Genomic DNA, 25,646 nt, shown 5'->3' on the forward strand with positions numbered 1-25,646 from the left:
TAATACAAATAAAACACTTCGTTGAATAAATGAGACTGGGAACACTTTTCGCTTTTTCCATACTTTAACTGGATCACACTTCCTATTGATAAAAGACAACATATGAAAATTTAGAATGCGAAATGGGCTATCAAGGGCGAAAAATCCGAGCGGTAATGGTGAGAATGTGCATCACTCGAGCAGAGCATTTATCGTTCAGAACATCTCATTCACCAGTGTCGCAGCAGTTAAAAAAAGACCACATTGTTAGGAATCAATATGGTCTTTAAAGCAGTCATTGTTGTTACTCAAACGTTAGCTAATTCAATAATGTTCAGCTCTAAGAGAGCTAAAGCTCACATCAAACACTTCACCCGCATAGTCGCTATCAGGCTTAAATTGTGGGTAGATGCCCGCTTTGAAATAGAAAGCGATGTCTGTCGATGTCCAATCTGATGTTAACGAAACCGTGTCCCCATCTTTATCTGTGTAATCTTGTCCCCAAGGGATTAAATGAGAAACGGTGTTGGTTCCATCTAAATCATGAGTCGCCAAGTAGATACCGTCTTGATTGGCACGAATCGTATATCGCCACTCTTCACTTGCCGAATAAGTCCCTAACTCGACACTGAACGGGTCACAATGATTACAGTCTTGGTTGTTGCGCTCAAAATCAGAGTTCAGTATCACTCTTACTGGCTTACTCTCGCCTTCCCATAATAGTTTCACCAATGCTTGATTGATCTTCCAACCATGGATTTGTCCAAGTACCACTTTTGGATCTTGATTGTTGATGTTCGGGTAATCTTCAATTCGCAAGCTTGCGGTTAACTCGTGACTGGTAGCGTTCGATCTAGTGTCGTCCAAATACCAACTTGTATCTTCATCACTGGTGCTACAATCCGGTTGAACACTGCTTTGATACAACTCCCTGAGCTCAGAGCGAATATAGCTAGAGTTTTGGGTAGAGGTGCCGTATCCCATATCCGCTCTAAAGTGCATTCTTCCTTCATCAGTATTGAAGTAAGAAAGATCAATATCACTGTCGTACACATCGCTGTCATTTGAAAGAAGATCTTTACTCGATTCACAACGTTCTGGTTCTAACTCAGCAGCACTGTCACCACCGCTTCCATACCAATCATTCTTACTCGGTGGAATAGTCAGCTTCCAATCATTAATGTCCCAATCGTTTGATCCATCGATTTGAGTCGTGGTGTATCTCAACGCCTGATAGTAAGCAATCGCTTCACCATTCTCAAATTGGTTATAGATACCCGCTTTGAAGTAGCTCAATAAATGCTGCCAGTAAGCGATGTCTTGATTCACTTTTACTTCATCATTCACTTTGAGCGACAGTGTGTTCTCATAAACAGAAAGATCAAATTTGGTAAAACTGTCCAATTCCGCCTCACCTAAATCGTAGCGATTGTATGACGTGGCATAACAATCCGAAGAGTCAGCAGCGCTGCTACAATCAATGGCATTGTTTTTCATGACTGCCCAGTAGTGACCTGTGAGGCCATCTCGTTCTTGCTCCCAAACCACACGCAATAGCGGATGAGGGATATAACCCGTACCACTCTCATCAGTCCCCTTATTGTGTATCTGCAGCAACGTCACTTCATCATGGTCGGCAGGTGAACTCGCCATTGCATGCTCGATATCAGGTAAGCTTATTTCCGCATACAAGCTTCGTCTTACACCCGTTTCATTGATATCGAAGTTTTCTCCCTCACGAACTTCAGAGCGCATCTTGTAGTTCGTCATTTTGAAGATAAGATTTTCCGTCTCTTCGTCAGCATAAAAATAATCACTGACATAACCATCGAAGTTACCATCTTTGACTTCAGAGGTTTTATTGCCCTCCTCTCCATTAGGATCAGAGACCTGAAGATCTGAGCTGGAAAGGATGTTTTGATACTTGGTAATATCATAAGGCGCAACAACACCAGCGGGCATTCCTGGGTTATTGGTATCGGAAGGATCACTGCTGTCACTGGAGCTGCTTCCACCGCAGCCATACGTAAGCGAAGCGAGTACTACGACGAAGATTGGCTTATTCACATTTATCTCACTTATCCATAAGAATAGAGTGACAATGTATATTTGTACTATTTTATGTCAATTATATATTTATCAGAATGTGAGATGCGGCAAATGAAGTGGGATGAATGAGTATTGCGTAGAGTTAGACTCAAGAAAAACGCAGAAAGGCCACTCTAAACTCGCAAGCTATTGAGTGGCTCTCAGATCAACAACTAAACTTAGTATTTTGATTTTTAAATATAAATATTAGAAAAGTTAAACCTTAAAGCTGCTCATCAAGTCACTAACGCTGCCGTTAAGTGTTTTGATTTCTGCTGATTCAATCAACTGATCTTGGCTTAGCTTATTAAGCTCCTCAACAAAGCTTTCAATCTTATGCATGTTCTTAGCAATGCTCTGAATAAGGGCGTTCTGCTCAACAGACGAACCCGAAATATCGTTATTAAAACGACTTACCGTTTCCATCTGTTCCGTTAGCTTGGCCAACATATTTACCGCTTGAACCACTTGGGCACGCGTCATTTCACAGTTACTTTTGGTCAACTCAATCGATTTAACCAAACCATCTGATTTAGACTGCAAGCCAGACAGCGCTTCATCAATTTCAGAAGTACTGATTTGAGTTCGGTTGGCTAACGCACGGACTTCATCAGCAACCACCGCGAAACCTCGGCCATGCTCACCCGCTCTCGCCGCTTCAATTGACGCATTCAATGCCAGCAAATTAGTTTGTTCCGCAATTCCTCCAATCACAGACACGATAGACTGGATACTCTGCGTTTCATTCGCCATTGAGCGAATATCATCAGAGGTGGTGCAGACTTGCTTCTCAAGATCACTGATATAGGTTTCCGTCACGGTGTTAATTTGTTTCGTCTCATCACTGAACACAGCGGCCTCTCTTGCTGCTTCTGCCGCCGACTGAGAACTCTTCTCGACTTCGTTTGATGCTTCAGATAAGCCGTTAATTGCAGAGACCACTTGAACCGTTTCATCAGTGTGAACTTTCAGTACATCGCTGGTTTCTTTACAACCTTCACGAATACTCAGTACCTTAGTATCGAGATCCGAGTTCTTAAATTTGACGTCCTTAACCATCTCTTGCAGACCAATGATGAACAAGTTGATGTCTTTGGCGATATGCCCTAAGTCATCATTCCCCTTCTCAACAAGCCTTTGAGTCAGGTCCCCGTTACCTTGAGATAGATCGTGGACGATTTTTCTCAGTGACACGATTGGGCGGTAGAAGCGATTCAGCAGTAAAATCATCAATATCACCGAGCCAAGCACACATGCCACGATAAGGATACGCGCACTCGACATCACGCCATTCAACTGATTGAGCGCGAGTTCAGGATCGATACTAGATATCATGTACCATTCTTTCTGGCTGCCAATATCCACTTTCTTGGCCATCAAAATTCTCTGGTTGCCATCAATCACCCCCTCAATGAATTGGTCAGGTAGTTCAATAGCTTCATTGAGTTTCATTAAGGCGTCAGCAGAAGATATATTGCTCTGTGGAAGCACGTTTTCTATTGTGGATGCAATTACCATCCCTCTCTCATCCACGATGATACCTTTGGCTTCGTAGATGCTATCTAGCTGTTTGAGCTGAGTTTCCAAATCATCAAATCGAATGTCTGCCATGATGACGCGATCTTGATAGGTGTAAGTCACACCAATCATAGGTACTTGAGTACTCTTGGTGAAAAACAGATCACTAAAAGATAAGCCTGATTTCAATTTGGCTTGTTGATACCAAGGTCGAACGGTTGGGTTGTATTTTTCTTTTATCCCTACACCGTTAGGAAAAGACTCTGAAGGGCGAGAGGTATAAGAACGGCCGTCGTCAAAACCCACCACAATCTTGTCAATGCCACCCAGCTTTGCAGCATAATGCATGAGTGCTTCATTCGGCACTTGGTATGGGGATTTCATGAACTCTTGTGCAACAGAGTTAACGGTATCGATGGTGCGCTGAACGGTATTTTCTATTTGATTAATTTCTATCGTTAACGAGTGATCAATCTCGTTATAAATCGTTTGGTTTACTTGATCAGTCGCCAAGTTAAGCGTGAACCAGTTCGTAAATGCCAAGGCACTGGAACTGACGATCGCCACCATTAAAATCAATTTTCCTTTAAACCCTAGAGACAATTTTGAATTCATAAAACTCATAATCCATATCAACCTATGTCTATTATTTTTATCCGAATGAAATGGTCATTTTTTAGATATTCGAAGATACGGGAAGCAAAACTTGTTCATGCCGTTCCATCGTCACAACCATCAATTTAATTAATATTGTATGTTTAATTTACTGCACTTTCTGTGAGCAATCTTGACATATCAAAACTGGTTAAAATCACCCTGTGACATAGGTATCATTTATGAGTTTGAACTTTTAACATGATTAGAAAGGAATAATTAACCAATTAAAAATGATCAACTTTCAGATGATTACCTCATAACTTCGCCGATAATGCCTCCACTCAAATTATTCATATCACTTTCGGTCACCTGACTAGGAAAGTGAGCCTTAGGTCACATTTTCACTAACCAACCATTCACTCAAGGCATTCAATCTTAAAATTTATTTGTAATACAATAAGCCTTAAGTTATGATGTATTTGAATCATAACTTAAGTTCTTTCTGGATGCTTTTGTTCAGTTCAAAGTGATAATTGAAGCAGCCGCTTTAAGGTCATTGAACGCGTTTAACGTAGAAACTGTCGGGGGATCTCGTTATTCGTTTTTTCACTTTCTATTGATCATTTGTTTTTCCAGACGGCTCGTCCGAACATGCCCATACAGTCACCAGCTGTGTGGGTTTTTTTTACTTTCTTTTCAGACCCGATATACGAGCGGTGTTAAGCCATCGCCAACAATCAGTTAAGTGCACTGGTTTAAGCTTGCGAGGAAAAGTGAGTGAGTTGGTGCTAGAAGGCTTTGAATTTACAAATAGATATAGATATAGATATAGAAACAAAAATAGGAATTGAGGCAGTAACAAAGTTGAACAGAGTTTTGAGTAGGTGTAGCTGAGGAAGTAGAAGTAGAAGAGTTTAACGAGGGAACAAAGGGTTGGGTATGGCAGATAAAAACGAACCTCGCTGAGGTATCGCCGCCTAAAAAGACAGGCAATACCCTAGCGAGGTCGTACGTCGATTACTTCTCTAGTTTAGCGAAGTAGTCGAAGATTACTGGTACGTCGTTGTTACCCATTCCTGCGTCAACAGCAGCTTGTAGGCTAGTTGCAGTACCTTGAGCAATTAGAGACTCAGTACCTAGCTCTTCACAAAGAGCAAGGAAGTAACCAAGATCTTTGTTAGCGTTAGCAACAGAGAAACCTAGCTTCTCTTCGCCGTCTACTGCGTAGAACTTACAGAATTGCATGAATGGTGAGTTAGATGGACCTGCAGACATGATGTCAAACAGTTGTTGGCCATCAACACCAGCGCGTTGAGCAACAGCGAAAGCTTGAGACATAGTTGCAACAGTCGTCATACCCATGAAGTTGTTTACAAGCTTAGTAACGTGACCAGAACCTAGAGCACCTAGGTGGAATACGTTTTCGCCTTGCTCTTCAAGAACAGGTTTAACTTTGTTGAAAGTTTCCATGTCGCCAGCAGCCATGATGTTCAGAAGACCATCTTTAGCGTGTGCAGGAGTACGGCCTAGAGGTGCGTCGATCATGCCCGCGCCTTTTTCAGCTAGAGCTGCGCCGATTTTCTTAGTAGAAGCAGGGATAGAAGTACCGAAGTCTACTAATACTGCGCCTTCTTTGATGCCAGCTAGAACGCCGTCTTCGCCGTAAACGATTTTTTCAACAACAGCAGAAGTTGTAAGACAAAACTGAACGATATCACTTGCAGCCGCTAGTTCTTTAGCAGAAGTGAATGCAGTTGCGTTGCCGCGATCTGTAACGCGAGCAACAGCTTCAGCGCTTAGATCCATTACGTTTACGTGGTAGCCGCGCTTTTGCAGGTTTTCAACCATGTTGCCGCCCATAAGACCTAGGCCAATGAAACCGATTACAGGTTTAGTCATGTTCAAACTCCAAATATAGTATTGTATGATTATATGCTCATTATAATAACTACGTCTTTCTCGTTACGCAATAGTTTTAGGGTAATCCTTCAATGCTTAGACGCAAGTTGTGACGGGGATTCACTTTACGAGAAAATATGGTCACGCTTTGTACTTACAAGAGCGATATCCCAATCAAAAAATAACCTATTGATGAAATAATGCACTCTAAATGTCATACGATTAATGAGAATAAGCCACTCCAATAACGATTATTAACCTGCCGTCCCTTTTTTCAGACAAGATTAAGGCTGCCCACTGTCAGTAGTTGACAAATTATTGGAAGACAGTCACTGCCCTAGCCTTAGTAAGGTTTACTGAACACGGGTTTTAAACCAAGTTTTGTCGCCACTTACTAAGCCTGGCACTCTTGCTACTTAGCCTCTAACTAACCAACGCAACCTCTTCCCACCTCGTAGGCTACTGCCTGTTCTGTGCAAACAAAAAAACTCCGAGCTTTCACTCGGAGTTTTTAGTATCTAGCTTCTGTTGCTTCAGCGAATTACAGTTCGATTGAAACCGTTTCACCATCAACATTTAGCATTAGCGTGTTGCCTTCAAGCTTGTGAGACACTTCAACTTGCTCGCCTTCGTTCTTATTAGGAACAAGAAGCGTAAGGATGTTGTGCTCTTTTGATGGCTTGAATTCCACTTCAACGTGACGGTGGATTTCAAGATCTTTGAACTCGTATGGGTCAACTTCGCCAAAACCTTCAACGTTCTTAACTGACGTGATGTTATCAGCAGACTCGTTGATGAAGTTTACGTCTAGGTGCGCAACTTCGCCACGGATAGTGAAAGACTTGTCTGCCACGTCGTTTGCGAAAGTTGTGTGCATTAGCCAAGTCATGTCTTTCTCTTCAGAAAGCGTTGCCTTGTCTTGCATTACGAATACTTTACCTTGAACAAACCAGACCTTACGCTTGTAAGATTCAATTTCAGGAACGAAGTACTTGTAAGATGCCGTTGCATCACCCTCAACCATCTTCACATCAGATTCAGTGTCGAAATCAGAGATGTTGCCGCCCGCTTCGATACAGAAGCGATCTTGGTGGTTTTCGTAGCCCGTGTTCTTGTTCTCGCCGTACTGACCTTTACCGCCAAATAGTGGAAGGTTCTTAGAGAACGTTTGACGACGCCATTTAGTGTGCATATCAACACCGAAACCACCGTAATAGCCAGTGATTGACGCTAGCGTTTCACCGAATGCATGCAACGTGAATGCGTTTTGGTCACCGTGAGAGTGGCTGATTGAGCCAAACGGAGAACATTTGAATACCATGTGAATATGGTTATCACGCTCAGTCATCTTGTTGTGGAATGCAGCCCAACCCGTGATTGGGAATACTTTCAACAGTGGGTCATTCGATGGTGCTTTCTCTTCAGGTGCATCCCAAAGGAAGTTAAAGCGAAGATCATCGTAACCGAAGTCCCACCAACCGAAGTTGTAGAATTTGGTGTGTGCTTCAGTATCACGGCCTTTCAGTTGGTTGTAGTACCAAACATACTCAGGCTTCTGGTTAACACCTGCGTAATGCTTGATGTTGTAAGCCAGTTTTAGACCTGGGAAATCACCGATTGAAGACTGGTCACAGAAGCTCGCGCGCTTAGAGTGAACAGGCATGCAGTAAAGCGGGAAATCACCTGTGTTTTCGTAGAATGTTTTGTTGAACATGTCTACGCCACAGTATGCTTTCAATAGGTCGAATGCTTCGCCTAGGAATGCAGTTTGCGTGTTCCAGTAGTCAGGACCTTCAGCCCAACCGCCGTCTACACCGCCCCATGGTGGGTAGTGTACTGCGTAGTATTCTAGTGCGTATGCAATGTACTCGCCTGCTTTCGGGTGATCGTGGTAAAGCGCGATACACGTTGGGATGATAGCAGAAGAGATAGAACGAACACCGTGGCTGTTCAGTGGGTTGTTCAATAGATCAACCGTCACTTTCAGGTGGTGCATGATTTCGTCTAGACGCTCAATCAAAGCATCTTGAACTTGCTGACGTTCTTCATCTGTGAAGTAGCCGTGTAGCCAGTCGTAACCCCAAGCCATAGCCGCGATAACACGGAAAGCCGCTTCATCGTTATAGCCACGAGAAGTCACGCCTTCTGGATCGTACGTAGACAGTTTTAGAGTCCAAGCTTTTGCTTTAGCAATTAGCGCTTCGTCTTCTTTCACAACACCAGCAATTGCTAGGTTACGTGTCGCGTTTAGTGCCATTTGGCAATCAACGTACATTTGACGCCAGTAAGGACGCCATAGAGAAGCTTTGCCTACCGTGTCAGCTGGGTACGCTTGAGGCTCTTCGAAAGGAGCAGTCTCAAGGAACTTAACTGTCGAGTTATTGTAGAAATCATCAAACATGCAGTGAGCTTCATCAGCTTTCACTTTCGCTTTGAATTCTTCTAACTGATCTGCTTGAACAAGAAGACGTGGACGTGCTTCGCTCAAGTTGTCTAGGAATGATAGGTCGAAGTCACGTTTCTGTACTTCGATAGGGAGTAGGTCTACAAGATTACCTGCTGAAGTATCATTCTCCAGCTTCATCTTCCTGATTGCATCAAGAGATTTTTGGTCGCTCATTCTAACTCACTTATTTTTCAAGTTGATTGAAAGGAATTAGCAATAATATACGTCTTATTGTAGGACAATTGAATATATTTCGATTCGATTGAACCATTTTGTACAGTTTTCGTGATTTAGGTCAGATATCTTCCACCTGACCGTTTTTCCGTTTCGCAGAGCAAAAAAAATGCGACGCCCTTTCGAGTCGTCGCATTCTATTATAATCGTTTTCTATGTATTAGCTTTCAGTTACTGCTTTCGCTTGCTTGCCGCCGTCATCGACCGCTTTAACCAATAGCACACCAACACCACCAACAATCACACCACAAAGTATGAAGACTAGACGTCCCCACATTGGGTTAGTGAGTAGAGCCATTAGCATGATACCGACACCCGCTACCGCAATCAGCTTACCAAGCATTTCACGCTGTTTGTTATCCAGTACTTTCTGTTCTGCTGACTCCGCAACTAATGGAGTAGACAGGTTACCGAAGAACTTATCAACGTCTGCTTGACGCTTCTCAGTTAATGGCTTGTAGAACAGAGTTGATAGGATGAAGAAACCACCTGTCAGCGTAATGTGAGCAATCAGACCGATAGCAACCTTAACATCAGACCATTCACGGCTTGTTAGCTCTTCTAGACCGAAGATTGAAGACACTATTTCAGCGTTAACAACGAAACCCACGTAGTAAGAAACAAAACCACCAACCACTAGCGTACCCCAACCAGCCCAGTCCGGAGTCTTCTTAATAAAGAAGCCAAGGAATGCAGGAATTGTCATTGGGAAGCCGATCAGTGCGCCTACATACATCATGGTATCGAACAGGCTCAAACCTTTAAGCGAGTTGATGAACTGTGCAATAAGGATGATAGCAATACCAAACACGGCAGAAGTAATCTTAGAAACCGTTACTAGTTCTTTTTCGCTAGCCGTACCTTTACGAACGATTGGTTCATAGAAGTTCTTAACAAAGATACCCGAGTTACGGTTTAGACCAGAATCCATTGAAGACATTGTCGCTGCAAACATCGCCGCAACTAGAAGGCCAACCATACCTGCTGGCATGTACTCTTGTACGAAGTATAGGTAGGCAAAGTCACCCGCTTTCTTACCTGCATCTGGGTAAGCTGCTGCTAGGTCGACACCTTGACCTGCAATGTACCAAGAAGGCATGAACCAGATAAATACACCACAAAGCATTAGCACACACGCTAGTAGCGCCGCTTTCTTCGCGTTCTTTGAGTCTTTAGCCGCTAGGTAACGGTAAGAGTTAAGCATGTTGTTAGTAATAGAGAACTGCTTCACGAAGATGAAGAATGCCCAAATGCTGAAGATGCTTAAGTAGTTAATGTTGTTACCAGAAAGGAAAGAACCGCCTTCCGCTACAGGGAAGTTATTCACGATTTCACCAACACCGCCACCTTGAACAACAGCAACAACAGCACATGTCACGGTTACTGCCATGATGATAACCATCTGCATAAAGTCAGATGCAATTACCGCCCATGAACCACCCGTTACAGACATTGCCAATACAACCAAACCGGTAATCCAGATAGTTGCTGTCATGTCGAAACCGAAGATACCAGAAGCGATGATTGCTAGTGCGTTTAACCATACACCGGCAGAAACAACACTGTTTGGCATTGAAGACCAAGTGAACACTTGTTCGTTAGTCGCACCGAAACGCATACGAATTGCTTCGATTACCGTTACTACACGTAGTTGACGGAACTTTGGAGCAAAATATGCGAAGTTCATGAAGTAACCAAATGCGTTGGCTACGAAGATAACCGCTACTGCAAAACCATCGTTATACGCTTTACCTGCCGCACCGGTGAATGTCCATGCACTAAACTGGGTCATAAAGGCGGTTGCACCAACCATCCACCACAACATGTTACCGCCCCCGCGGAAGTAGTCACTGGTGGTACTTGTAAATGTTCTAAACATCCAACCTATCGCAATCAAGAATAGGAAATAAATGCCGACAATAATCGTGTTGAGTTCCATCGTGTATCCTTTGTCCGTTGTATTTTGTTACGATGACTATAGGAAATCTCAAACTTTATTTGTAGTACAATAATCCAAATAAGTGATGGCGATCTTATTTTGATTGATTAAGTTAATTATATATATGACATAGGATGGAATATGGCCAATCCATCAAGGCAATTACTGGTGTTTGAGGTAAAAACTCAAAAAACAAGGCCAAAGAACATCACACCCATTAAAATCAAAGACTTATGAGAAAGTGAGACTTTGCACACTTATTAACAAATACAACCAAACACATATAAATATAAAATCCTCAAAAATAATAAAAGCCAAATCAGAGCTAAATCACCCTCATTTATCACACAATAAACCAGCGTTTTTTATCTATTGAGAGTGGATAATTTCATTAGAATTCTACTTAAATTAATCAATATAGAAGAGGCATATCCAGTTCAAACGATGGTAGATTCAAAATATACAAAAATGAAAAATCATGGATGACGCATAATTATTTGGGGGTCGAGAGTGTCTAAAACGAATATCGAGCGTAATATTATTTTTATTTTGATGGTAAAGAGAACGACCGCTAGGCGTATACAAGAAAGAACTGACTTAAGAAGGAGTTAAGCGAGGGTGAACCAAAACAGTGCCACACATGGTGCAACACGCTTTCTAAAAACAAAAAAGGCATGCACTTGGCATACCTTTTTGATTGGTTCAAATGAAGTTGAAAACCGTGTTTAGCTTGCAGTGGCTAAACGGTGGTTAGCGTCTTGCAAGTGAGCGGCTGACATTGTACGAGCTTTTTCACTGTCGCCAGCCATAATCGCTTCATAGATTCTACGGTGTTCATTGATACATGTGCTGCCCTCTTCAGAAGAGTGCACGATGAAGTTAACGAACATGGTCGTCAGAATATTGCCGAATGGCAGGTAGAAATCGTTACCTGTCGCATTAAAGATCAAGCTATGGAAACGAATATCGATGTCTGTCCAACGTTCTTGGTCAAACACTTCTGCGTCATCCACTTCAACCATCTTCTGGAAGATCTCTGAAAGCTCGATACGTTGCTCAGCAGTCGCAAATTTTGCAGCTAATGCACACGCTTCAGGTTCAATCGCACGGCGAAGGCCTAAAAACTGAGAACAGAATTGGTCTATGTCGGTTAGACCATCCATCCATTCAATCAGTTGAGGATCAAGAAAGTTCCAGTATGCGCGATCTACTACACGAGTACCGATTTTCGGGCGGGACTCTAACAGACCTTTAGAAGTCAGTAGTTTAACGGCTTCACGAAGTGCCGTACGGCTGATACCAAACTGTTCACACAGCGCCATTTCACCAGGAATAATAGAACCTTGTGGCAGTTCACCAGACAAGATTCCACGAGCGATTTCACGCGCTACTTGCACGTGCAGGCTGCGCTTCGAGCCCGAGATTGAATTAAAAGTGCTAACCATAAGTTCACTTATTTTATATGTTATGTTTATGTATTATTTAAGGATTACTATAACAGGATTTCAACCTAGCGCCAATTGAGTAAATTAGCAACGAGTCGTGACCTATTAATTTACTCAATGAATCAAACACTTATAAAGCATCTGACTCCATACCGCTAGAAACATTATGTTACACCATTCATAAATCCGTCATCAAAAGGCATCGGTTCTGTCATCCTCGATTCCTATACTTCCTTCCAACAAATCACTCAATTGGACTGACATAATGAAACCGACAAAAACAAATCTCACGCTTAAGAGCGCTATTACTGCTGCGCTGATTTTTTCTGGTTCTGCATTAGCAATGGATACACGATACGAAGATCGCTCTGGCAACTTGGTTGCTGATGTTCCTCAAGATGAATCACAATGGGTGGATCCAAACACGCTAATTTTTGCTTATACGCCAGTTGAAGATCCTGCAGTATACGCTGATGTGTGGAGCGAGTTTTTGAGCCACCTTGAAAAAACAACGGAAAAGACGGTTCGTTTCTTCCCTGTTCAAAATAACGCTGCTCAAATTGAAGCAATGCGTTCAGGTCGCCTACATATCGCAGGTTTCAACACAGGTTCTACACCACTGGCGGTTAACTGTGCTGGCTTTGCCCCATTCACAATGATGGCTGCAGAAGATGGCTCTTTCGGTTACGAAATGGAAATCATCACTTACCCTGGTTCTGGCATTGAGACAGTGGAAGACCTAAAAGATAAGAACCTAGCGTTCACATCACAAACGTCTAACTCTGGCTTCAAAGCACCTTCTGCGATTTTGGACGCTGAATACCAGCTTCAACCTGAACGTGATTTCAAACCGGCTTTCTCTGGCGCGCACGACAACTCTATTTTGGGTGTGGCACACAAAGATTATGACGCAGCAGCCGTCGCTAACTCAGTATTGAACCGTATGCTTTCACGTGAAGTCGTGAAAGAAGGTCAAATCAAGAGCATCTACAAGTCACAAACCTTCCCAACAACAGCTTACGGCACAGCGCACAACCTAACACCAGAGCTTCAAGAGAAGATTCAAAAAGCGTTCTTCACTTTCGACTGGGAAGGCACAAAGCTTCAAGAAGAATTTGAGCGTAACGGTGAAGCGAAGTTCGTTCCGATCACTTACCAAGAGCACTGGGAAGTGATCCGCACTATCGATACGGCAAACAAAGTCTCTTACACGTGTAGCTAAGTTCAACCGAACTAAAAAGCCAATCACACACCGATAAAACTAACTGCAGGTGTAATCGCCTGCAGTTATTCACCACTCTTTCCGGTTTACTTTCCATGCCTGTCTCAGGCGAACTCTTAGTACACCGCTCTTATAGGAATTCTATGTCTACTCTTACCCTTAAAGGGCTTACCAAGCACTACTCCAGTTCTGATAAAGCCCTTACCAACGTTAGCTTGTCGGTCAATGCCAGTGAAGTGGTTGGTTTAATTGGTCCATCTGGTGCGGGTAAATCAACGCTTATCCGTTGTATTAATCGGCTCACCGAGCCCACCAGCGGCGAAGTGATCTTTTCCAATACCAATCTAGAAACGCTGTCTAAGCGACAACTGAGACAATCACGCCGTGAAATCGGGATGATTTTCCAAGAGTACGCGCTGATTGAGCGTTTAACGGTGATGGAAAACGTACTTTCAGGGCGTTTGGGTTACGTGAACTTCTGGCAGAGCTTTACTCGTCGTTTCCCTGAATCGGATAACCAAGCCGCTTATGCGCTACTCGACCGTGTTGGGTTGTTAGAACACGCCAATAAAAGGGCCGATGCTCTGTCGGGTGGTCAGCGTCAACGTGTTGGTATTGCACGTGCACTTGCTCAGAAACCGAAATTACTGTTGATTGATGAACCAACGGCCGCACTTGATCCACGTACAGCGCGCCAAATCATGCGACTGAACAGTGAGATTTGTTCAGAGCAACAGCTCCCTGCCATCATCAATATTCACGATGTTCAATTAGCAAAGCAGTTTGTTGACCGTGTTGTCGGCTTAAATGCAGGTTGTGTCGTATTTGATGACAAACCAAACCTACTCACTGAAGATGTTTTAACGCAAATCTACGGTGAAGAAGACTGGAGTCAACAAGCAGAAGAAGAGGCCGATGACCTCATCATCACAAGCCCTCGCCTATCTGAGGCAACAATATGACTCAACCATATCCAAATCAAGCTCATCAGCATTTAAAGTCAGCACAACAACATTTAAAGTCAGGAAAACAGAATTCCAAACAATACCCGACACAGTGGACAAAGCCGCCACTGATTTCTAGCCCATGGCTGCGCTGGAGCTTAATCATCATTGTCGCGGTTTACTTGTACCTTGCGACTCAGTCGGTACACGTCAACTGGACTCGAATTTACGAAGGCAGCGAACGCGGCTGGCAGTTCATTTTGGCTTTCATGAACCCAGATTTTGGTGGCCGATGGAACAACATCTCACAAGGTTTGATTGAAAGTTTAACCATGACCCTGACATCGAACGTGGCGGGTGTCCTTCTTTCAATCCCATTCGGATTAGGCGCAGCGAAAAACCTTGCCCCTACGCCTGTTTACTTATTCTGTCGTGCGTTTATTTCGGTTGCGCGTAGCTTACAAGAAATCATCGTAGCGATTCTGTGTGTTGCTCTATTTGGCTTTGGTACGTTTGCGGGCTTTGTCACGCTCACCTTCGCCACCATCGGCTTTCTCGCAAAACTGTTTGCTGATGAAATTGAAGCCATTGACCCAGCACCACTCACCGCAATGCGCGCAACGGGCGCGAGTTGGTTACAACAGGTCAATTACGCGATTCAAGCGCAGGTAATGCCGCGCTTCATCGGACTTTCGATGTACCGACTCGACATCAACTTTCGTGAGTCAGCCGTGATTGGCATTGTTGGCGCAGGTGGTATCGGCGCAACGTTAAACACAGCAATGGACCGTTACGAATACAGCGCAGCAGCCGCTATTCTATTGATTATTATCGTGATTGTGATGTTGTGTGAATACCTTTCAACCATCATCCGTAAGCATGTGCAGTAAGGAACGACCAATGAGCACGCTAAATGAAACACCGACAAGCGCCATCAATCGTACCCAATGGCAGCGTTACGACAGTAAACAGAGCCTCATGCTTTGGCTAGGCTGGCTTTGCTTTGTTGCTTTGACAGTATTCGCATGGCAAGTCATGAACAAAGATACGATTTGGTACTTTGTGACTGACTCACCGAATCAACTTGCTGATATATCTTCACGTATGTGGCCGCCGAGATGGAGCTACTTAGATTCACTTTGGAGCCCGTTGTGGGACACCATTAACATCGCGACACTTGGCACACTGTGAGGGATCGTACTCGCGTTTCCAGTAGCGTTCTTAGCTGCACGTAATACAACGCCAAGCATGACGTTTATCAGACCTATCGCGCTGTTCATCATCGCGGCAAGTCGTTCAATTAACTCGTTAATTTGGGCATTGTTATTGGTAGCAATCATCGGCCCAGGCTTGTTAGCCGGTATCATTGCGATAGCGCTACGTTCAATTGGCTTCGTGGCGAAGTTAATGTACGAAGCGATTGAAGAAGTGAACGCAACACAGATGTCAGCAATCCAATCGACCGGAGCTTCTCCGCTGCAAGTATTGAACTACGGCATTCTTCCTCAGGTGATGCCAAGCTTCATCGGCACGAGCTTGTTCCGTTGGGATATCAATATTCGTGAGTCTACAGTTTTAGGCTTGCTCGGCGCTGGCGGTATCAGCTTAAAACTGCAAGAGTCGATGGCAATGCTGGCATGGCCTCAAGTGACTGTGATTTTCTGTGCGATTCTAGTGACGGTCATCTTCTCCGAATGGGTGGCAGCCAAAGCAAGAAAAGCCCTTATCTAAATAATAAAAACAACGTCAAATAGACGGTTAGCTAAGATCAAAGCCTACTCACTGAGTAGGCTTTTCGTTTGTTGAAACGTTCTATTCTGTTTCCTACACGCATAAAAAAACCGAGTAACTCGCAGTGAGTTACTCGGTTTGACTTATTCCCGATGTATTCAGTCGTTGTTGGTATCAACGAACGATTTTGCAATCACGACTGAATTCAATGTGATGCTTCGTTCCCGCAAAGCACCACATCAGTACACACCATCGTTAAATGGTATGTGTGTTGATCATTTACAGTTGAGCAAATGATCCTTCCCACGAGTATGTCTCACCAGCAAACTCAACAGTGTGAGTTGCTTGCTGCGTGTCTTCAGCTTGGTTTGAGATACCGTAGTGGTAAGTGTTACCAGAAGTAGTCTGAATGCGAACAACAGTCCCGACACTGTTATGGCCAACAACAGACACTGATTTAACCAGACCACGAGCGCCTACAGAGGCTTCGATAGACTCGTTAAAGTAACCATGCGTTTCTAGTACAGAAGCAAACACGTGGTTTTGACCAGACTGACGTAAGATGAACGCAGGCTCACTCTTAAGGTTGAAGTCTGGATCGTTAGCACCAGTGCGAGCAAAAATCACTTCGCTGCCCGCATTCGCGCTAGTTACTAGGCTGTAGTAGCTGCTGTCATGTAGCCAGCTTACTAAAGAACCTTCTTCGTTTACTTTGCCTGAAGCCACGTTCCATAGATGTTGGTAACCGTTGTCTTCACCTAGCGGCTTAAGCGTTTTTTCCATGTTGTAATCAAAGTCAGTACGGATGATCTGGCCAGAGTGGTGAACTGGTAGGTCATACTGGTGCTCAGCGTCAGCTTCGATGCGGTACACATCAATTACTAGCGGTTTTTCGAACTCAGGTAGTTCAGCAAGAATCACGCTGCGTTGCATGTCTACGCCAGTGTAGTACTCAGAAATTGTGCCGCTCATACCTTGTAGCGACTGGTCGTCTGCTACGAAGAAGTGCTTCTGACCAAACTTAGACTCAGCCAATGCTGTGTTGAAGTTGTTCTGCGTTTTCTGATCAACCGTTACTGTGTTGTGAGCAACCGTCTGCTTACAGTAAGACTTGTTCTCCGGGATGTAACGACCGCCAAACTTAGGCTCAACGTTTACCCAACGACCGAAGCCGTAATCGTGCAGCACTTCGTGGCCACGGTTGAATACGCTTAGGTGCAAGCCATCGTAGTGACCATGGTCTAGCGCAGAGTGGTACTGGTGGTCTGAACCGTGCTGACCAAACCAGATCAACGCCATTGTGTCGTCGTCTTGCACATCACGGTGACGAAGGATGCTTACGCCGCCTTTTTCGCCTTCAGGCCCGTCTGTTACAAACAGGCTACCCCAGTTGAATGGTTTGATGTCGTCTGCTGCATCAACCGCATCAGACAGTGTTTTACCAGAAGCATGAACCCAAACATTTTTTTGGTGATCAGCCATACCAAGCAGAGTTTCAGTCTGCTCGTAACGGTGGTAACACACAGACGTCGCCATGATAACCCCTTCATCGTTGATAGAAATCGTCTTCGATGAATCGTTCAGAGCAGGCAATGTGCCGTCTGGGAATGCAGTTTTGAATACTGAGTAAGACGTTGTCTTGATCACTGAATCGTTAAATTCGTAAATACCGATTTCTGGCTGACGACGTTCAATCGCTTCTGCGAACAGGTAGATTGGACGCAGAGAGAAACGGTGATAGTAAGGACCTTCCATGTAGTAGCCGTCTGGCGAGAACAGTTGGTCAAGTTGCGCTAGGAAACCGCCGCTTACTTTGTCCAATTTCAGGCCGTAAAGTGCTTTATCTACAGACTCTTGATCGTTGATCGCGTAACCACAGATACCTACCGCCGCCACTGCCCATAAGCCGTGGTTGTGTACGATATCGAAGTCGTGTGCGTAAGTAACAACGAACATTTCGATCATTTGCTTCAGAAGATCGTCTTCGATAAGACGCTTCTGCTCTTCAGAGATAGTGTGGTAAATGCAGCTGTACGCACAAGAAGCGTAAAGCATCCACATATTCTCGTTCAACGTTTGGTGGAACAGCTTACCCGGAGGGTTAGAGTCACGGCTCACGTTGCTTTCAAGTGTTGGGTATACCGTCGCGTACGCTGTTAGCATATCAACGATGTAATCACGGTACTTAGTTTCCTCAGTGATAAGGAACAAACGGCCCGCTAGATCCATATGGATGTAGTTTTGCTTGTGACGGTTGTGCTCGTAACCGCCGCCTTCACCGTGACCAGGTACTTCAATGCCAACTTCCGCCATGTAAGCGTCAGTTTGTTTAATGTCGCGAGTCAGTGCGTTACCTAAAAGGCTATCCTTGCCAAGTTCTTTACGAAGCTCTGCTGCTTCATCAAAGTTAAGTAAAAGTGGTTGATAGCTCATTATTATTTCCCCTGCTCTGCTCTGCTTGCTAATTCTGGGTTTAAAGTTGTTTCTACTGAGTAGAAGCCTGTCCAGCTGTATACTTTGCCGTTCAGCTCTACTTTGTGTTCAGTGCTGTCAGTCGCGCCAAGTTGGTTGCTGATCATCACTGTCACGTTTGATTTCTCTGTGGTGATCTCAACTACCGAACCGATATTGGTGTGAGCCACTACTTTGATGTCTTTCACAACACCACGTGCATTAACTGATTGCTCGAATTCTTCGTTGAAGTAACCGTGCGTTTCAACAACAGAAGCAAACAGTGTTGTTTCACCTTTGCTGCGTAGAATGAACGCAGGCTCAGAACGTAAGTTGAAGCTTGGGTCGTTAGCGCCAGTGCGAGTAAAGATAACTTCAGCATTGTCGTTAGACGTTGCACCTAGCCACGTGTAGTAGGTGTTGTTCTGTAGCCAGCTTACCAGTGCTGTGCCCTTCACTTCACCGCTTGCCACGTTCCATAGGTGTTGGTAACCGAAGTCTTCACCTAGCGTGTTCAGCTCTTTGTTTGCTTGGTATTCAAAGCTAGTGCGAACAATCTGACCTTGATATTGGTGTGAGTAGTCGTACTGATGCTCACCTTCACCGCCTTTCTGAGAATCTAAACGGTAAAGATCTAATAGTAGCGGAGATTCTAATTCTTCAAGGTTTAGCATGAACACGCTGCGTTGCATGTCAAAACCTTCGTAATGATCGTTAGCAAATGCGCTCATGCCATTGATTTGCTCGTCTTCTACTTTGAAGAAGTGTGGCAAGCCGTGTACTGCATCTGCACGTTCAACGTCAAAGTTGTTCTGACATTTTTCATCAATCGTTACTGCGTTATGTGCAATTGTTTGACGAGCGTAAGATTTGTTTTCGTCTAGGTAACGGCCGCCGAATTTAGGCTCAACGTTCACCCAACGACAGAAGCCGTATTCACGCAGTACTTCTTGACCACGGTTGAAGAAAGAAATACCCAGCGTATCAAAGTTACCGTGACCCATGCCGTGTTGGCCGTAGTTCATAACAAGTTGAGAAACGTCGCCTTTCTTATCCTGCATACGGATAAAGCCTTGCGCGCCGTTGTGACCTTGAGGGCCTTCGTTCAATTCAACACTTGGCCAGAAAGGCATGCCGATTTCTTTCTCAGCAGAAGCTGCTTCGTAGGCTTTAGATAGCTCAAGACCACATGGATGCATCCATACCGCGTCTTGAATCTTCGCCATACCAAGAATGTTTTGGTCTACGCCGTTTTCAGAAGAGTAATGCTTGCTGTAAACACTTACTGCAACCTGAACACCCATGTCTGTAATACCCATAGTACGAGAAGCATCATTCAGAGCCGGGAACTCACCGTTCGGGTAAGCCGTCGCCAGCATCGCTTGTACTGTGTTACCAATCACGCCGCCTTTGTAGTTGTAGATATCCACTTCAGGCATATGACGGTGGATCACTTCCGCGAATACACAAGTTGGGCGAATCGCGTAACGGTGGTAGTAAGGACCTTCCATGTAGTAGCCAGACGGTGCAAACAGCTGAGAAACTTGCGCTAGGAAGCCGCCAGTGTCGTTACGGTCAATGCCGTACACTGACATTTCAAGGTACTCACGCTTGCCAAGAGCAAGACCACAAATACCGACAGCGGCTACAGCCCAAATACCGTGGTTGTGAATTCGGTCGAAGTCGTGTGCGTATTTAACTGTGAACATTTCTAGCATTGGTTCGAAAATACGAGACTCAATATTGTCGCGTTGTTCTTGTGTCAGGGTTGAAGCAACACAAGAGTAAGCTAAGCTTGAGAACATTAACCAGCAGTGTTCGTTCAGGATTTGGTGGAACAAACGACCTGTAGGGTTAGTGTTTTTCTGTACGTGGTAATCAAACGTTAGGTATTTGTCTGCGTACTCTTCTAGTAATTCTGTAACAAAGTCCGCGTACTTTTGCTCTTTAGTGATCAAGAACATGCGACCAGCTAGATTCATGTACGTGTAATTTTGCTTATGGCGGTTATGTTCGTAACCACCAGCCTCACCATGACCTGGGACATCAATAGGTAAACGCATGAATGCTTCTAGATCTTTCGCGTTCGCTGCAATGGTTTTGCCCATTAAGCTAGAACGGCCCACTTCAAGATGAAGCTGCTCGATTTCTGCTTCAGTCAACAATACTGGTTTAGTCGTCATATTCTTTGTCACCCTCAATAAAGAGTTTATCTGCTTAAACTTTGATTAAATTTTCAAACTCCATATAAAGTAATACAATATGAGCTTTAATTATACCTATTCGTCGCCAAATGATGAGTAGAGTCACACTATTAGTCATAAGTCATTGATGTAGCTGACTAATGGTAAATATCAGCCATTTATTAAGTTGTTGATTTATTTACGCTATATGAAGTATCGCTTGATCAATATCACACAAATTTAGATATATTGTATTACAATTGAGCTCATTCCCTTATGATGGATGCAAGTTAAGTAACACTTAAAAGATTTAAACAGATTAGGAGATACACAATGAACTCTTTCTTTATCCTAGATGAAAACCCATGGGAAGAACTTGGTGGCGGCATTAAGCGTAAAATCGTTGCTTACACTGACGATCTAATGGCAGTACACCTATGTTTTGATAAGGGCGCGATTGGCCACCCTCATACTCACGAAATCCATGACCAAATCGGTTACGTAGTTCGTGGCAGCTTCGAAGCTGAGATTGAAGGCGAAAAGAAAGTCCTTAAAGAAGGTGATGCTTACTTCGCTCGTAAACACATGATGCACGGTGCCGTTGCACTAGAGCAAGACAGCATCCTTCTTGATATCTTCAACCCTGCGCGTGAAGATTTCCTAAAATAATAACTAGCGCAACCTCAGTTGCTAAGGTAAGCATATGAAATCATTAAACATCGCGGTCATTGGCGAGTGCATGGTTGAGCTACAAAAGAAACAAGACGGGCTTAAGCAAAGTTTCGGTGGCGATACACTAAATACTGCACTTTACTTGTCTCGCTTAACAAAAGAGCAAGATATCAACACGAGCTACGTAACAGCGCTAGGCACTGACCCATTCAGTACCGACATGTTAGAAAAGTGGCAAGCGGAAGGTATCGACACTAGCTTAATTGCTCAGCTTGATCACAAACAACCAGGGCTTTACTACATCGAGACCGATGAAACTGGTGAACGCAGTTTCCACTACTGGCGTAATGATGCTGCAGCAAAGTTCATGTTTGACCAGGAAGACACGCCTGCTCTACTTGATAAGTTATTCTCTTTTGATGCGGTTTACCTAAGTGGTATTACGCTTGCTATCTTGACAGAGAATGGACGCACGCAGCTATTCAACTTCTTAGACAAATTTAAAGCGCAAGGCGGCCAAGTATTCTTCGACAATAACTTCCGTCCAAAACTTTGGGAAAGTCAACAAGAAGCGATTTCTTGGTACTTGAAGATGCTTAAGTACACTGACACGGCTCTACTGACGTTCGATGACGAGCAAGAGTTGTACGGCGACGAAAGCATTGAACAGTGTATTGCACGTACGTCTGAATCTGGTGTGAAAGAGATCATCATTAAACGTGGTGCTAAAGACTGCTTAGTAGTTGAAAGCCAAAGCGCTCAGTACGTTGCTCCAAACCCAGTAGACAACATTGTTGATACTACAGCGGCTGGCGACTCGTTCAGCGCGGGCTTCCTAGCTAAGCGCTTAAGCGGTGGCAATGCACGTGATGCAGCGTTAGCAGGTCATATTGTGGCAGGGACTGTGATTCAGCATCCAGGTGCTATCATTCCTCTAGAAGCGACGCCTGATCTGTCTCTATAATTACGCACTTTAACTATTAATCAAGGGTTTGCTTAGTTGAAAGCAAGCCCACATTTAACGTGAGAAAGAATTCATGACTACATTAAATGAACAACTAGCAAACCTAAAAGTAATTCCTGTAATCGCTATCAACCGTGCTGAAGACGCTATCCCTCTAGGTAAAGCACTTGTTGAAAACGGCATGCCATGTGCAGAAATCACGCTACGTACAGAATGTGCAATCGAAGCGATTCGCATCATGCGTAAAGAATTCCCAGACATGCTAATTGGTTCAGGTACTGTACTGACTAACGAGCAAGTTGACGCATCTATCGAAGCTGGCGTTGATTTCATCGTAAGCCCAGGTTTCAACCCGCGCACTGTTCAATACTGTATCGATAAAGGCGTTGCAATCGTACCGGGTGTTAACAACCCAAGCCTAGTGGAACAAGCAATGGAAATGGGCCTTCGCACGTTGAAGTTCTTCCCTGCTGAACCTTCTGGCGGTACTGGTATGCTTAAAGCACTAACAGCGGTTTACCCTGTTAAATTTATGCCTACTGGTGGCGTAAGCTTGAAGAATGTTGATGAATACCTATCGATCCCTTCTGTACTTGCGTGTGGCGGTACTTGGATGGTTCCAACTAACCTTATCGACGAAGGTAAGTGGGAAGAACTAGGCAAGCTTGTTCGTGACGCAGTTGATCACGTTAACGCTTAATCTATTTTAGATTGAGTGATGAAGCCTCACCTCGGTGGGGCTTTTTGTTATCTGGCGTTTATTGCGCTGACTAACCGTAAACACGCTAAATCAACGTTCTGTTTCCCCCACACCCTATCGCCTTTCTCCCTATGGCCTCGTACAGCTCCACGACTAAGACGGGCAAGAACGAGTAATGTAAGGCTTTCAAGCGACCTCAGTATGCATCTAGCGAAGCGTTACTGGTGCTCCCTACCGCTTATCCAGCTCCTTATCCATCCCTTTATCCGACAATATTCCTTTTCAATACGTCGTCAAACATTTCTCATAGCATGCACTGAAGACCACAATAGACAAAGTGAGCCGAAAGAGTGTCCCGTCGTCCAGTTTAACGCCCACTCAGTGACAAAAATTCCAAATACGCACCTCTATGATGAATAAATAGCATAGAAAGGCTTCATGGCCGCAGATAAACAGAAAATAGCGAAGTGAAAACAATGAGCTACACTTGAAATCTCAATACAAAAATTTTCAGTATAGAGTTCCAAATTAACGTGAATGTCGTCGCACAACACATCGATTTGTAGCACATTTGTTACGGTTATAATTAAAATCTTATAGATACGGCAAAGTAAGCGCCCTTGTTTATATTGTAATACATATAAACATTTACCCCTCAATTTATTTTAGATCTCAAACAAAATACACTCACATTTAAATTCAATTAAAACAAATACTTACACGATCACACATTGGCACTAGAAAAATCAATGCGACCTAGATCATACTAAAGACATATTGTAGTACAAATAAACCTTGGGACGCGTTAATCTAAGCCCAGTTAATTATGATATTTAAAAGGCTGAAAAGATGACTATTGATACTTTTGTTGTTCTCGCCTACTTCTTCTTTTTAATCGCGATTGGTTGGATGTTCCGTAAGTTCACCACCTCTACAAGTGATTACTTCAGAGGGGGCGGCAAAATGTTGTGGTGGATGGTTGGTGCAACTGCCTTCATGACACAGTTTTCAGCATGGACGTTTACAGGTGCCGCAGGACGCGCGTTCAATGACGGTTTCGTTATTGTAATCCTATTCTTAGCCAATGCTTTTGGCTACTTCATGAACTATATGTACTTCGCTCCAAAGTTCCGCCAACTTCGTGTGGTAACGGCGATCGAAGCTATTCGTCAGCGCTTTGGTAAAACGTCTGAACAGTTCTTCACATGGGCAGGTATGCCGGATAGCCTTATCTCTGCAGGTATCTGGCTAAACGGTCTAGCTATCTTTGTAGCAGCGGTATTCAATATCCCAATGGAAGCTACCATTGTGGTAACGGGTATGGTTCTAGTATTGATGGCAGTAACGGGCGGCTCTTGGGCGGTTGTTGCTTCTGACTTCATGCAAATGCTTGTAATCATGGCCGTGACAATCACTTGTGCGGTAGCAGCTTACTTCCACGGTGGCGGCTTAACTAACATCGTTGCTAACTTCGACGGTGACTTCATGTTAGGTAACAACCTAAACTACATGAGCGTCTTCATCCTTTGGGTTGTATTCATCTTCGTGAAGCAGTTCGGTGTAATGAACAACAGCATCAACGCTTACCGTTACCTATGTGCAAAAGACAGTGAAAACGCACGTAAAGCGGCGGGCCTAGCATGTATCCTTATGGTTGTTGGTCCACTAATTTGGTTCCTACCACCTTGGTACGTAAGTGCATTCATGCCTGAGTTCGCTGAGCAATACACATCAATGGGCGACAAAGCCGGTGATGCTGCTTACCTAGCATTCGTACAAAACGTAATGCCAGCAGGTATGGTTGGTCTTCTTATGTCAGCAATGTTCGCTGCAACGATGTCTTCTATGGATTCAGGTTTGAACCGTAACGCTGGTATCTTTGTAATGAACTTCTACAGCCCGATTCTTCGTAAAAATGCGACTCAGAAAGAGCTGGTTATTGTAAGTAAGATAACGACTATCATGATGGGTATTTTCATCATTGCGATTGGTCTATTCATTAACTCTCTGCGTCACTTAAGCTTGTTCGATATCGTAATGAACGTAGGTGCGTTGATTGGCTTCCCAATGCTTATCCCTGTCCTACTAGGTATGTGGATTCGTAAGACACCTGACTGGGCTGGTTGGTCTACTCTAGTGGTTGGTGGTTTCGTTTCTTACATCTTCGGTATCTCTCTGCAAGCAGAAGACATCGAGAACCTATTTGGTCTAGAAACAGCGCTTACAGGCCGTGAATGGAGCGACTTGAAAGTAGGTCTTAGCTTAGCTGCTCACGTAGTGTTCACAGGTGGTTACTTCATCATGACTTCTCGCTTCTACAAAGGCCTATCGCCAGAGCGTGAGAAAGAAGTTGACCAACTATTCACTAACTGGAACACGCCGCTTGTAGCGGAAGGTGAAGAGCAACAAAACCTAGATACTAAACAGCGTTCAATGCTTGGTAAGCTTATCAGCACAGCAGGTTTCGGTATCCTAGCAATGGCTCTGATTCCAAACGAACCAACAGGACGCTTGTTGTTCCTACTATGTGGTTCGATGGTACTAACCGTTGGTATCCTACTGGTTAACGCATCTAAAGCTCCGGCTAAGATGAACAACGAGTCAGTTGCCAAATAGCTAAACAGCTAAACAGCT

At 44.1% G+C, this 25,646-nt stretch carries 15 protein-coding genes and 1 pseudogene; 8 read left to right on the top strand and 8 right to left on the bottom strand.

The genetic code is table 11. From position 1 onward, the window contains the following. Nucleotides 1-303: 303 nt before the first annotated feature. The 6 genes from AB4375_RS07590 to AB4375_RS07615 form a co-directional block, all read right to left on the bottom strand. The gene (locus AB4375_RS07590) at nt 304-2,046 is read right to left on the bottom strand and encodes a polysaccharide lyase family 7 protein (protein ID WP_372051281.1); all 1,743 of its coding nucleotides are present in this window, start codon (nt 2,044-2,046) and stop codon (nt 304-306) included. A 237-nt stretch (nt 2,047-2,283) separates the two neighbouring features. Next, a complete protein-coding gene (locus tag AB4375_RS07595; RefSeq protein WP_372051289.1) occupies nt 2,284-4,155 on the bottom strand; it encodes a methyl-accepting chemotaxis protein in 1,872 nt (623 codons plus the stop codon). Nucleotides 4,156-5,199: 1,044 nt separating this feature from the next. Further along, nucleotides 5,200-6,081, bottom strand: a complete 882-nt coding sequence (locus AB4375_RS07600) for an NAD(P)-dependent oxidoreductase (RefSeq protein ID WP_004733521.1) — start codon at nt 6,079-6,081, stop codon at nt 5,200-5,202. A 541-nt stretch (nt 6,082-6,622) separates the two neighbouring features. Then, nucleotides 6,623-8,701 carry a DUF4962 domain-containing protein gene (locus AB4375_RS07605; protein ID WP_017061476.1) on the bottom strand — a complete coding sequence of 693 codons (2,079 nt, stop codon included), beginning with the start codon at nt 8,699-8,701 and terminating at the stop codon, nt 6,623-6,625. Between the two features lie 220 nt (nt 8,702-8,921). Continuing rightward, nucleotides 8,922-10,700 (bottom strand): sodium:solute symporter family transporter, encoded by a 1,779-nt coding sequence (locus AB4375_RS07610; RefSeq protein ID WP_372051282.1) that lies wholly within the window; start codon nt 10,698-10,700, stop codon nt 8,922-8,924. A 725-nt stretch (nt 10,701-11,425) separates the two neighbouring features. Further along, on the bottom strand, nt 11,426-12,145 hold the full coding sequence (locus AB4375_RS07615; RefSeq protein WP_017061478.1) for a FadR/GntR family transcriptional regulator: 720 nt from the start codon (nt 12,143-12,145) through the stop codon (nt 11,426-11,428). 265 nt (nt 12,146-12,410) lie between these two features. On the opposite strand from AB4375_RS07615, the gene phnD reads away from it, so the two are divergent. The 4 genes and pseudogenes from phnD to phnE (AB4375_RS07635) all read left to right on the top strand — a co-directional run bounded on the left by phnD (nt 12,411) and on the right by phnE (AB4375_RS07635) (nt 16,042). Then, complete coding sequence (phnD, locus tag AB4375_RS07620; protein ID WP_372051283.1) at nt 12,411-13,367, top strand: phosphate/phosphite/phosphonate ABC transporter substrate-binding protein; 957 nt, start codon at nt 12,411-12,413, stop codon at nt 13,365-13,367. Between the two features lie 143 nt (nt 13,368-13,510). Beyond that, nucleotides 13,511-14,329, top strand: coding sequence for a phosphonate ABC transporter ATP-binding protein (phnC, locus tag AB4375_RS07625; RefSeq protein WP_372051284.1), 819 nt, complete (start codon nt 13,511-13,513; stop codon nt 14,327-14,329). Further along, nucleotides 14,326-15,201, top strand: coding sequence for a phosphonate ABC transporter, permease protein PhnE (phnE, locus tag AB4375_RS07630; RefSeq protein WP_372051285.1), 876 nt, complete (start codon nt 14,326-14,328; stop codon nt 15,199-15,201). Before phnC ends, phnE (AB4375_RS07630) begins: the two co-directional genes overlap by 4 nt. A 10-nt stretch (nt 15,202-15,211) precedes the next feature. Continuing rightward, nucleotides 15,212-16,042, top strand: a pseudogene (phnE, locus tag AB4375_RS07635) (phosphonate ABC transporter, permease protein PhnE). A 279-nt stretch (nt 16,043-16,321) separates the two neighbouring features. Here the strand turns inward: phnE (AB4375_RS07635) and AB4375_RS07640 are convergent. Both AB4375_RS07640 and AB4375_RS07645 read right to left on the bottom strand, forming a co-directional pair. Beyond that, nucleotides 16,322-18,475 (bottom strand): heparinase II/III family protein, encoded by a 2,154-nt coding sequence (locus AB4375_RS07640; RefSeq protein ID WP_372051286.1) that lies wholly within the window; start codon nt 18,473-18,475, stop codon nt 16,322-16,324. A 2-nt stretch (nt 18,476-18,477) separates the two neighbouring features. Then, a complete protein-coding gene (locus tag AB4375_RS07645; RefSeq protein ID WP_372051287.1) occupies nt 18,478-20,676 on the bottom strand; it encodes a heparinase II/III family protein in 2,199 nt (732 codons plus the stop codon). Nucleotides 20,677-21,009: 333 nt separating this feature from the next. On the opposite strand from AB4375_RS07645, the gene AB4375_RS07650 reads away from it, so the two are divergent. From AB4375_RS07650 to AB4375_RS07665, 4 genes are all read left to right on the top strand, one after another. Next, a complete protein-coding gene (locus AB4375_RS07650) occupies nt 21,010-21,345 on the top strand; it encodes a cupin domain-containing protein (protein ID WP_009846518.1) in 336 nt (111 codons plus the stop codon). 34 nt (nt 21,346-21,379) lie between these two features. Next, on the top strand, nt 21,380-22,312 hold the full coding sequence (locus tag AB4375_RS07655) for a sugar kinase (protein ID WP_017061485.1): 933 nt from the start codon (nt 21,380-21,382) through the stop codon (nt 22,310-22,312). Nucleotides 22,313-22,385: 73 nt separating this feature from the next. Beyond that, complete coding sequence (locus AB4375_RS07660; RefSeq protein ID WP_017061486.1) at nt 22,386-23,012, top strand: bifunctional 4-hydroxy-2-oxoglutarate aldolase/2-dehydro-3-deoxy-phosphogluconate aldolase; 627 nt, start codon at nt 22,386-22,388, stop codon at nt 23,010-23,012. An 849-nt stretch (nt 23,013-23,861) separates the two neighbouring features. After that, nucleotides 23,862-25,628 carry a sodium:solute symporter family protein gene (locus AB4375_RS07665; protein ID WP_136979158.1) on the top strand — a complete coding sequence of 589 codons (1,767 nt, stop codon included), beginning with the start codon at nt 23,862-23,864 and terminating at the stop codon, nt 25,626-25,628. The last annotated feature ends 18 nt before the right edge of the window (nt 25,629-25,646 follow it).

Origin of the sequence: Vibrio sp. 10N.261.51.C6, from assembly GCF_041471785.1 — a bacterium.
GTDB lineage: Bacteria > Pseudomonadota > Gammaproteobacteria > Enterobacterales > Vibrionaceae > Vibrio > Vibrio crassostreae_C.